The sequence below is a fragment of the Microvirga tunisiensis genome, assembly GCF_009296175.1.
Classification (GTDB): domain Bacteria; phylum Pseudomonadota; class Alphaproteobacteria; order Rhizobiales; family Beijerinckiaceae; genus Microvirga; species Microvirga tunisiensis.
In genome coordinates this window covers 1-9306 of record NZ_VOSK01000252.1, presented here as the reverse complement: position 1 = coordinate 9306, position 9306 = coordinate 1, and the positions used below count along the sequence as shown (strand labels likewise).

9 protein-coding genes and 2 pseudogenes are annotated in these 9306 nt (G+C 66.1%); 6 read left to right on the top strand and 5 right to left on the bottom strand.

Features of this window, described 5'->3' with window-relative positions:
• A pseudogene (locus tag FS320_RS32320) lies at window positions 1-142 on the top strand (ATP-binding protein); the annotation flags it as partial.
• Window positions 143-220: 78 nt separating this feature from the next.
• Here FS320_RS32320 and FS320_RS32315 read toward each other — a convergent pair.
• A pseudogene (locus FS320_RS32315) lies at window positions 221-592 on the bottom strand (cation efflux transmembrane domain-containing protein); the annotation flags it as partial.
• Window positions 593-663: 71 nt separating this feature from the next.
• Between FS320_RS32315 and FS320_RS32310 the strand changes: the two are divergent.
• Window positions 664-1092: a MerR family transcriptional regulator gene (locus FS320_RS32310; RefSeq protein ID WP_152716529.1), complete on the top strand. Its 429-nt coding sequence runs from the start codon at window positions 664-666 to the stop codon at window positions 1090-1092.
• Between the two features lie 154 nt (window positions 1093-1246).
• Here FS320_RS32310 and FS320_RS32305 read toward each other — a convergent pair whose 3' ends face one another.
• Window positions 1247-2509, bottom strand: a complete 1263-nt coding sequence (locus FS320_RS32305) for a ubiquinone biosynthesis hydroxylase (RefSeq protein ID WP_152716528.1) — start codon at window positions 2507-2509, stop codon at window positions 1247-1249.
• A 124-nt stretch (window positions 2510-2633) separates the two neighbouring features.
• Between FS320_RS32305 and tesB the strand changes: the two genes are divergently transcribed.
• From tesB to FS320_RS32290, 3 genes are all read left to right on the top strand, one after another.
• Complete coding sequence (gene tesB / locus FS320_RS32300) at window positions 2634-3494, top strand: acyl-CoA thioesterase II (RefSeq protein ID WP_152716527.1); 861 nt, start codon at window positions 2634-2636, stop codon at window positions 3492-3494.
• Between the two features lie 208 nt (window positions 3495-3702).
• A complete protein-coding gene (locus FS320_RS32295) occupies window positions 3703-4041 on the top strand; it encodes a P-II family nitrogen regulator (protein WP_009490630.1) in 339 nt (112 codons plus the stop codon).
• A 37-nt stretch (window positions 4042-4078) separates the two neighbouring features.
• Window positions 4079-5419: an ammonium transporter gene (locus FS320_RS32290; protein ID WP_152716526.1), complete on the top strand. Its 1341-nt coding sequence runs from the start codon at window positions 4079-4081 to the stop codon at window positions 5417-5419.
• 337 nt (window positions 5420-5756) lie between these two features.
• On the opposite strand, the gene FS320_RS32285 is transcribed toward FS320_RS32290, so the two are convergent.
• The 3 genes from FS320_RS32285 to FS320_RS32275 all read right to left on the bottom strand — a co-directional run bounded on the left by FS320_RS32285 (window position 5757) and on the right by FS320_RS32275 (window position 7825).
• The gene (locus FS320_RS32285; RefSeq protein WP_152716525.1) at window positions 5757-6359 is read right to left on the bottom strand and encodes an SCO family protein; all 603 of its coding nucleotides are present in this window, start codon (window positions 6357-6359) and stop codon (window positions 5757-5759) included.
• Window positions 6360-6467: 108 nt separating this feature from the next.
• Entirely contained in the window at window positions 6468-7403 is a 936-nt protein-coding gene (locus tag FS320_RS32280; protein ID WP_152716524.1) for a DUF1775 domain-containing protein, read from the bottom strand.
• Window positions 7404-7444: 41 nt separating this feature from the next.
• Window positions 7445-7825, bottom strand: coding sequence for a hypothetical protein (locus FS320_RS32275; RefSeq protein WP_152716523.1), 381 nt, complete (start codon window positions 7823-7825; stop codon window positions 7445-7447).
• Window positions 7826-7959: 134 nt separating this feature from the next.
• On the opposite strand from FS320_RS32275, the gene FS320_RS32270 reads away from it, so the two are divergent.
• Window positions 7960-9306 (top strand): DNA translocase FtsK (locus tag FS320_RS32270; protein WP_192926368.1); only part of this gene is annotated, 1347 nt, incomplete at its 3' end.

Sequence of the window (9306 nt, the reverse complement as noted above, 5' to 3'; positions counted from 1 at the left end):
GAACAAGAGCATCCGGGAGTGGACCGAGCTGCTGGCCGGCGACGAGGTGCTGGCCACGGCCATCCTCGACCGCCTGCTGCACCGAGCGCATGTTCTCAACATCAAGGGGCGCAGCTATCGCCTGCGGGATCTGGAGGAGGCTCTCCAGCGGGCTCACGCTTGAGCCGTCGTAAAACTGGATGTCGCCTTATCTCGTAAATCTCGGTGTCGCTTGACAAGTGAACAGGGCGGCGGTCGCGCGGGTGCGCAGGGATGCGCCGATCACGGCGAGACTCAGGCCATAGGTGACGGTATCGCCGAGAAAATCGAGCGCGTCGGCATGCAGGGCCTGCGAGCGCGCGAGATGGCCGGCCACGATCTCCGTGACGAACAGGGCGGCATTGATCGCGATCACGGTCCAGAGCACGCGCTTGTAGCGGGGATCGACGCCGTCGAAGATCGGCACGCCGCCCTGGCGGCCGCAGGTTTCCTCCGCATGCTCATGGCTCTTCGCCGGATGGGTCGAAAGCTCGTGAGCATGGTGGTCCTCGTGACCATGGTGGTCGTGGGAGGTGCAGCACGCCCCGTGCTGGTGGCCGCGGGATTCGGTCATCCGGTTCTCCTTTTCATGTGGCGGACAGGACCGTACAATCTCTAGCGACTAGAGGTTCAAGAGGAAAAATGATGGGTCTGTCCATCGGGGAATTGTCACGCCGGGTCGACGTGAAAGTCCCCACCATCCGCTATTACGAGCAGATCGGCCTCCTCCCGGTCCCGCCGCGCACGGAAGGCCGCCAGCGGCGCTACGGAGTGGAGGACGTGTCCCGCCTCAGCTTCATCCGCCATGCGCGGGAGCTCGGCTTCGACGTGGAAGCCATCCGCGAGCTCATGAGCCTGAGCGCCAAACCGGAGCAGCCCTGCGAGCCGGCCGATCGAATCGTCATCCGGCATCTGGAGAGCATCGAGCGCCGCATCGCCCGGCTGACGCTTCTCCGCTCGGAGCTGCGGCACATGCTGGACGATTGCCGGCACGGGCAGGTGGGCGAATGCCGGATCATCCAGGTGCTGGCCGATCACGAGCAGTGCCGGCACGAGCATGGCAAGGTGGGCTAAAAGGCCGTACAACGCCGCAGCCCTCATCCTGAGGAGATCGCGGAGCGACTGTCTCGAAGGAGGGTCCAGAGAGCACTGGAGACGCCCTCGTCCTTCGAGACGACCTGATGGCCTCCTCAGGATGAGGGCTCTTCGGAGTTTCAAAAGTTGCCTTTTACAGCCCCTCGCCTCTCAACAGCTTCGGCTGCCGCTCGCGAATCCCTGCCGCCTCGCGGATGAAGAAGCGCTTCAGGCCCGGCATGCGGTCGACGAGGCCGAGGCCGAGGTCGCGGATCAGGCGTACGGGCAGGACGTCGTTCGAGAACAGGCGATTGAGGCCATCCGTCATCACGCCCATCGTGGTGATGTCGGTGCGGCGCGCCCGTTCGTACCGATCGAGCACGTCGGCCGCACCCGGATCCATGCCGAGGCGCATGGCATCGGTGATGATCTCGGCCAAGGCCGCCGCATCGTGCAGGCCGAGATTGAGGCCCTGGCCCGCGATGGGGTGGATCACGTGGGCGGCATCGCCGAGAAGCGCCAGCCGCTCGCCCACGAAGGAGCGCGCCACGCCGAAGGACAGCGGAAAAGCCTGCGGCTTGGTTTCGAAGGTGAGTTTTCCGAGCTGCAGCCCGAAGCGGCGTTCGAGTTCGACGAGCAGGTCCTCGGGATGCGATTCCAGCAGGGCGGGCACGTTCTCGCTGCGCTCGGTCCAGACGATGGAGGAGCGGTGCTTGAGGCTGCCGTCGGCCTGGGACTCGGGCTTGAGCGGCAGGATCGCGAACGGACCGGAGGGCAGGAAATGCTCGATGGCCTTACCCTCGTGATCGCGCTCGTGGGCGATGGTCGCGACGATCCCGGACTGCCGGTAGGGCCACGCGATCCAGCCGATCCCCGCCTGCTCGCGCAGGCGCGAGCAGGCGCCGTCGGCAGCGACCAACAGGGAGCCCTGCAGGCTGTCGCCATTCGCCAGGGAGATGTCCGTCCGCGCCCCGTGAACGGCGAAACCCGCCACGCCCTCGGAGCGCAGATCGACCCCGGCTTCGCGGCAGGCCTCCAGCAGGGCGGCGGTCAAATCGCCCGCCGTGATCATGTGTGCAAACGGCTCGTGCCCGTCGACATCGCCCCCGAAGGTGAGGAAGGTCGGCCGCACCGGGTCCTGCAGGCGGCTGTCGGTGATCACCATGTCGAGGATCGGCTGGGCCTTGTCCGCGACCTGAGCCCAGATTTCGAGCGCCTCCAGCATCCGGCGCGCCGCTGCGGCAATGGCATAGGAGCGCTTGTCGCCATGGGGATCGCGCCTGAGGGCCGGATCGCACATGACCACGTCGATCCCATCGGCGAGCGCCTTTTTGAGCGCCAGCGACAGGGACAGTCCGGCGAGCCCCCCGCCTGCGATGACGATGCGCGGTCGCTCCATGGCCGTTGCTGCGCTCATCGCTCCATCTCCATGCTTTCAACGTTATAGGTGGGTGTCAGCGATCCATTGTCCAGCGTCAAGCTTGACCTTCTCAAAGCGCTCGCCGATGGATGGCTGTTGCCGATCGAAGGACCTTGAATCCATGTCCCGTGCCGTCACCGATCTTCTCTCCATTCTCGACCTCGAACAGCTCGAGGTGAATCTGTTCCGGGGGCAGAGCCCGAAGAGCGGTTGGCAGCGCGTGTTCGGCGGGCAGGTGATCGGGCAGGCGCTGGTCGCCGCGACCCGGACGGTCGACGGACGCCCTCCTCATTCGCTCCATTGCTATTTCATGCTGCCGGGCGATCCCAAGATCCCGATCATCTACGAGGTGGAACGCATCCGCGACGGCAAGAGCTTCAGCACGCGCCGGGTCCTGGCAATCCAGCACGGGCAGGCGATCTTCGCCATGTCGGCCTCGTTCCATCGCGAGGAGGAGGGCTTCGAGCATCAGGCCGACATGCCGAAGGTGCTGGGTCCCGACGAACTCCCGAGCGAGGAGGACGTGAAAGGCCGGCTCCTCCTTCAGATGCCCGAGCCCATGCGCACCTATTACGAGCGCGAGCGCCCGCTCGAAATCCGCCCGGTGGAAATCAAGCGCTACACCTCCCGCGATCCGGGCGAGCCGCGCTTCCATGTCTGGATCAAGACCCTCGGCCGCCTGCCGGACGATCCGGCGATCCACCAGTCCGTCCTGGCCTACGCCTCGGACATGACGCTCCTCGACACCTCCCTCTTCCCCCATGGCCGGACGGTGTTCGATCCATCGATCCAGCCCGCAAGCCTGGACCACGCCATGTGGTTCCACCGCCCGTTCCGGGCCGACGAATGGCTGCTTTACGCGCAGGACACCCCGAGCGCCGGCGGCGCCCGCGGCTTCTCGCGCGGACTCATTTTTAAGCAGGACGGGACCCTGGTGGCGTCCGTTGCTCAGGAAGGGCTCATCCGCGAGCGCCGCTCCTGATATTTTCTGCCTAAAATTTCATCAATAAGACTGTTTTATAGCCCAGCTTCGGCTGCCTAGGAAAGAGGCAGAGGCCCTTTGCCTATAACGGGCATAGCTTGGCATGCTTCTTGCGTAAATGCCCCCGACACCCGTCCATGAGGCCGGGTTCACGTTGGAAACCGCCGCCTGATTGATCGGGCGGACGTCTCAAAAGGGGGCCTAACCCATGAAAATCGTGATGGCGGTCATCAAGCCGTTCAAGCTGGAAGAGGTGCGCGACGCGCTCACCGCTCTCGGCGTGCACGGCCTCACCGTGACTGAGGTGAAGGGATACGGACGGCAGAAGGGTCATACCGAGATCTATCGCGGCGCCGAATATGCCGTGAGCTTCCTGCCAAAGCTGAAGATCGAAGTGGCGGTAGCGAGCGAACTGGTGAACCAGGTGATCGATGCGATCACGGCGGCCGCGCGCACCGGCCAGATCGGCGACGGCAAGATTTTCGTCACCTCGCTCGAAAGGGCGGTCCGCATCCGCACGGGCGAGACCGATATCGACGCCCTTTGATTTTCCATTCATTCGATCATTCCGGAGTTTGAATCCGATGAAGTTCCGTCCACTCCTCCTGCCGGCGCTCGGTGCGCTGGGATTAGGCCTCGCGGCCCTCAACCCTGCTCTGGCGCAAGACGCCGCCGCCGCTCCCACCGTCAACAAGGGTGACACCACCTGGATGCTCGTCTCGACGATCCTCGTGATCCTCATGACGATCCCGGGCCTGGCCCTGTTCTATGGCGGCCTCGTGCGCACCAAGAACATGCTCTCCGTGCTCATGCAGGTCTTCGCGGTATTCAGCCTGGTGGCCATCCTGTGGGTGTTCTACGGCTACTCGCTTGCCTTCACGTCCGGCGGCGAGGGCATCGGCGCCTTCATCGGGGGCTTTTCCAAGGCCTTTCTCGCCGGCGTGACCACGGATTCCACCGCCGACACCTTCACCAAGGGCGTGGCGATCCCGGAATTCACCTTCATCGCCTTCCAGCTCACCTTTGCGGCCATCACCCCGGCCCTGATCGTCGGCGCCTTCGCCGAGCGCATCAAGTTCTCGGCCGTGATGCTGTTCACGGGCTTGTGGCTGACCTTCGTCTATCTGCCCATCGCCCACATGGTGTGGTTCTCGGAAGGCTATCTCTTCACCATGGGCGCTCTCGACTTCGCGGGCGGAACGGTGGTTCACATCAACTCCGGCGTGGCCGGCCTCGTCGGCGCCCTGCTCATCGGCAAGCGCATCGGCTATGGCCGCGACCTGCTCGCCCCGCATTCGCTGACTCTCACCTTCGTCGGCGCCTGCCTTCTGTGGGTCGGCTGGTTCGGCTTCAACGCCGGCTCGAACCTCGAAGCCACGGGCGGTGCTGCTCTCGCGCTTATCAACACCATCCTGGCCCCGGCGGCAGCCGGCCTCGCCTGGATGACCGTGGAAGCCATGAGCAAGGGCAAGGCCTCGCTGCTGGGCATCGCCTCGGGCGCGGTCGCCGGCCTCGTGGCGATCACGCCGGCCGCCGGTCTCTCCGGCCCGATGGGCTCCATCGTGCTCGGCCTCGTGGCCGGCGCGGTGTGCTACTTCGCCGTGACCGGCGTGAAGAACGCGCTCGGCTATGACGATGCTCTCGACGTCTTCGGCATCCACGGTGTCGGCGGCATCATCGGCGCCATCGGCACGGGCATCGTGGCGGCTCCGTCGCTCGGCGGCTACGGCGTCGGCGAGTACAGCATCGGCGGCCAGGTGGTGACCCAGATCATCGCCGTGGCGATCACCCTGGTCTGGACCGGCATCGGCTCCGTGGTGCTCTACAAGATCACCGACCTGATCGTCGGGCTGCGCGTCACGCAGGACCAGGAGCGCGAAGGCCTCGACCTCGCGGACCACGGCGAGCGCGCCTACAACTACTGAGCTGAACTCTGCAGCGCCCGAGGGAGCGTCGAGACCCTTGCCTCGGGCGCTGCAGCAACGAAGCCTTCCAGAGGCTCACACAGAAAAGCCCCGGACAAAAAGGCCGGGGCTTTTCTTGTTCTTCCAGTGTCATTCCCGGCCGGGGCGAAGCGGAGGGGAAGGGGATCCATAACGCTAGAGCCCGTGAGCGGATCCCCTTCCCGGTCCTATGAACCACCGAGGATGACGCTCTTCCGTCATGGCCGGGCTTGTCCCGGCCATCCCGCTCAGAGAGGCGCGGCGCCCAAGCAATCGGGATCACCGGCACAAGGCCGGTGATGACGTAGAGAGGGACACCTCACCCGTTCTTCACGAGCTGCCGCAGCTTGGAGCGCCGGGTCTCCTCCGGCTCCTGGAAGTTGGACGTGCCGTAGAACTCGCCCTTGCTGTCCATCAGGAACAGGGTGGCGGAATGGTCCATGGTGTAGTCCTGGCCCTCCGTCGGGACCTTGCGGTAATAGATCTTGTAGGCGCGCGCAGCGGCGGCAATCTCGTCCTCCGTTCCCGACAGACCGAAGATGCGCGGATCGAAGGAGGAGAGATAGGTCTTCATCAGCTCCGGCGTGTCGCGCGCCGGGTCGACCGTGATGAAGGCCGCCTGCAGCCTGTCGGCATCCCGGCCCAGAGCCGCCATGTCCTGCGTGAGGTCATAGAGGGTGGTCGGGCAGACCTCCGGGCAGTGGGTGAAGCCGAAGAAAACCACGAAGGGCTTGCCCTTCAGGTTCTCCTCCGTGAACGGCTTGCCCTCGTGACTCGTGAGCCGGAACGGGCCGCCGACCGGCACTTTGCCGGCGCTCTGCTGCTGCCCGGACGGGAACAGGAGCAGGCCTGCCGTCACCACCAGCACCAGGAGGCCGGCGGTGAAGACGAGGAGCGGCACGAGGAGGCGTCTGAAATTCATGGTCGATCTCCCGCGCTGGAGCATCTTTCGGTGAAATGGATCCGGTTCGCCGCCAGAAAATGCGGCAAACCGAAGATGAGAGCTGATTCCATGGCCATGGAACGAACTCTAGTGCTTGTGCTCGGCCGGCGCGCCGCCGCCCATCCCGCGCACCGCGTATTCCACCTCGACGGAACCCGCCTTTTCGAAGACGAGCGTTCCTTTGACCGTCTGGCCTTCCTTGAGTGATTCCTTCAGGTCCATGAACATGAGATGGAACCCGCCCGGCTTCAATTCGACCGTGGCGCCCGGCTTGATCTCGAGCCCGCCCTCGACCGGCTTCATGCGCATGACGTCTCCGTCGAGACGCATCTCATGCAGCTCGACCTTGGAGGCAAGCGGAAACGAGCCGCCGATCAGGCGGTCGGGCGTCGTGCCCGTGTTGGCGATGCTCACGTAACCGCCCCCGACCTTGGCGCCGCCCGGTGTCGCCCGCGACCAGGGCTGCTCGAGGGTGAGCGCTCCGACTTTCACGGTCGACGTCGTGGCGGCGGCGCCGGCGATCCGCACGCCGGGGGCGGGCGATTTCAGGCTGTGGGGGTCCTCGCCCGCGGCCGGGACCTGGGTCCATTCCTCGGTCGCGCCGTCGCATTCCTGCACCACGGGGAAATAGACCGTCGCGCCCGGCTGATAAGCATCGGTGAAGCGGGCCTGGAACACGAACTCGTCGTAATGGGCGTCGTCGAGGGAGCCCGTCCAGACGATGTCCGTCACGCCCTCGGAGACCGCCTCGCCATTGACCTGGTAGGCCTTCACATAGGAGCCCTTGGTGATCTCCAGCTTCCAGCCGGCCTTCGGCATGGGTTTGACGGCAACGATGCCCTCCGGGATGCGGACCCGCACCTTGAGGGTCGCCTTGCCGTCGCAGCCATGAGGGATGCGCAATGCGGCCTTGTAGGTGGAATTCGGCGCCGCCTGCCCGTTCTCGAAGGAGACATGGGCAAGTGCGGGAGACGATAGAGCAACGAAGGCGGCAGCGAGCGCGCCGAAGCGTAACGAGGTCATGGGAAGTGTCCTTGCAGAATCGGGGAATCGGCGAGTGTCGATCAGCCGAGGCGCGGTGGCGCGCGTGATCCCAGAGGCAGGACGTCGGAGGTGAGGCGCAGATGCGGCGGTTCAACGATCCGATCGCCCGATCCTGCGATGGGCGCAATCCAATCCGGAACGGCCGCGATCGGAGCAGGGCCCGCCGCGCCCGAGCCGTGACAGCTCAGGGTGCAGCAGAGGTTCTCGTGGGCCTTCTTCGGCCCGTGGTCCGGCGCGGAGGAACCGTCCTGGAGACAGATGATCCCCTGCGCGTCGGCCGCCGCCGCGGCATGGAACGCGCCGCCGACGGAGAGAAGCAGGGCCTGCAGGACGAACGCATAGGCCATCACCGCCACGATGGCGGCGCGCGTCCAACCGGTCCGGGGCCCTTTGCGTGTCATGGGCGGGACACTGGTCTTTCGCAGGCGCAACGTCAACAACGCAAAAAGGCCGTTACGGTTAAAGGACCCTTAACCCGGCTTCGCTAGCATCTTAGCAACATTGTCCCGTCCTATTGATTTTTTAGAGTGGTTTGATGCGTACGGCCCGCCGTTCTTCTTCCGCCTATGATGGCCTCTTCAGCACCTTCCGAGCCTTCCTGGCCCGCCGGGCGCAGGAGTTGACGGGCCTGTGCCTGATCGCCGTTTCCGGCGCGGTGGCGGTGGCGCTCGCCACTTGGTCGGTCGACGATCCGAGCCTCAACAACGCCACCGACCTTCCCGTCCGCAACCTTCTCGGCTGGCCCGGGGCCATCGTGGCCGACCTGCTGATGCAGCTTCTGGGGCTCGGCGCGATCGCCGCCGTGCTGCCGCTGGCGCTCTGGGGCTGGCGGCTCATGAAATCGGGCGATCTCGGCCGCCTGCAGCTGCGCTTTGCCCTCTGGGTCATCGGCGCGGGCGCCGCCACGGCGCTTGCCAGCGCCCTGCCCCCGACGCAGAGCTGGCCGCTGCCGACGGGCCTCGGCGGCGTGGTCGGCGATGCGATCCTCGCCGGGGCGAAGGCCGTGACGGGTCTCTCCAGCGGCTCGGCCAGCGCAGTCCTCGGCTTCCTGTTCGCGGGCGTTGCGATCTTCAGCCTCACGGCCGCCTGCGGTCTCGGCCCGGAGGAGGAGCGGCACCACGAGGAACTGGACGAGATCGAGGAACACCAGCCCATCAGGCGGCGCAGGATCCAGGATTGGGACGAGGCGGAAGAGATCAGCCATGACGAACCCGGCTGGGGCATCGTCTCGCTGGGCGCCCTCGCCCACGGCGTCATGAGCCTGCGCGCCACAGCCCGGCGCTGGAAGGAAGGCCGCCGCTCCGCCCTCGACGAAGATTACTATGAGGATGCGCCCGCCCAGGCGAAGCGCCCTGCCCGCCAGCCCGGCCTGCGACGCGAGCCCGTTCTCGACGGCGCCCCCCTCCGCCCGCGGCCCGCGCCGGCTTCCGTGCCGATGCACGACGAGGACGAGGCCGGCTGGGACGAGGACGACGTTGCCCCGTCCGCACCCCGTGCGGCCGCCCGGCCCGAGCCGTTGCCGGCACGCGTCGGACCGGCGCATGCTGCGCCGAAGCCCGGCAAGCGCATGGGCCGCGAGGCCCAGCCTTCGCTGCTGGACGAAGAGAATTACCAGCTGCCGCAGCTCAACCTCCTGGCCGAGCCGAAGCGGCCGTCCGTCCCCACGATCTCGGCCGAGGCGCTGGAGCAGAACGCCGCCCTGCTCGAAGGGACGCTCGAGGATTTCGGCGTCCGGGGCTCCATCACCAAGGTCAATCCCGGTCCGGTTGTGACGCTGTATGAGCTTGAGCCTGCGCCTGGGACGAAGTCGTCGCGGGTGATCTCGCTGGCCGACGACATCGCGCGCTCGATGAGCGCGGTCTCGGCCCGCGTGGCGGTGGTG

Coding starts and splice junctions, on each gene's coding strand:
- FS320_RS32305 (WP_152716528.1), bottom strand. CDS start 2,509: ATGAGCGCAGCAACGGCCATGGAGCGACCGCGCATCGTCATCGCAGGC.
- FS320_RS32280 (WP_152716524.1), bottom strand. CDS start 7,403: ATGACCTCGTTACGCTTCGGCGCGCTCGCTGCCGCCTTCGTTGCTCTA.
- FS320_RS32290 (WP_152716526.1), top strand. CDS start 4,079: ATGAAGTTCCGTCCACTCCTCCTGCCGGCGCTCGGTGCGCTGGGATTA.
- FS320_RS32295 (WP_009490630.1), top strand. CDS start 3,703: ATGAAAATCGTGATGGCGGTCATCAAGCCGTTCAAGCTGGAAGAGGTG.
- FS320_RS32285 (WP_152716525.1), bottom strand. CDS start 6,359: ATGAATTTCAGACGCCTCCTCGTGCCGCTCCTCGTCTTCACCGCCGGC.
- tesB (WP_152716527.1), top strand. CDS start 2,634: ATGTCCCGTGCCGTCACCGATCTTCTCTCCATTCTCGACCTCGAACAG.
- FS320_RS32310 (WP_152716529.1), top strand. CDS start 664: ATGGGTCTGTCCATCGGGGAATTGTCACGCCGGGTCGACGTGAAAGTC.
- FS320_RS32275 (WP_152716523.1), bottom strand. CDS start 7,825: ATGACACGCAAAGGGCCCCGGACCGGTTGGACGCGCGCCGCCATCGTG.